Origin of the sequence: Bartonella sp. CL63NXGY (assembly GCF_042194905.1) — a bacterium.
GTDB lineage: Bacteria > Pseudomonadota > Alphaproteobacteria > Rhizobiales > Rhizobiaceae > Bartonella.
In genome coordinates, this window is sequence record NZ_JBHINK010000100.1 from 1 (window position 1) to 401 (window position 401).

The 401-nt window shown below is 46.9% G+C and carries 1 protein-coding gene; it reads left to right on the top strand.

All coding sequences use genetic code 11. From position 1 onward, the window contains the following. Positions 1-401: hypothetical protein (locus tag ACFIK0_RS09460; RefSeq protein ID WP_375663919.1), on the top strand; the 401-nt coding region annotated here is incomplete at both ends.

Here is a 401-nt window from a genome sequence, read left to right on the forward strand (position 1 = left end):
GCATCGGCAAAAAGAATCTCGATCGGGTAACACCACGCGACGCCTATGCAATCGAGGCTGGTGTTTTCGAACTCGAATATCTCGACTATCAACAGCAATTACACTTCAAACGGCAAGTGGTGATTGACAGTTTAGAGAAGTTTCAACCCTATGGCTACCGTGCTTATGATGTTCGCCCCACGATTCCAGCTCCCCATCAGTATGGCTACCGAAATAAGGCTACCTTCCAGGTTAGGATGATTGATGGCCACGTTGCCGCCGGTTTATATAAGACAGGCAGTCATGATTTGGTTGACATGGTAGAATGTGCCGTCCAAATGCCAGCAACAATGAAAGTAATGCGTACAAGAGTCAAGTTGATTGAGCAACTAGGCATCGCCGTCTATAACGAAGAGCATAAC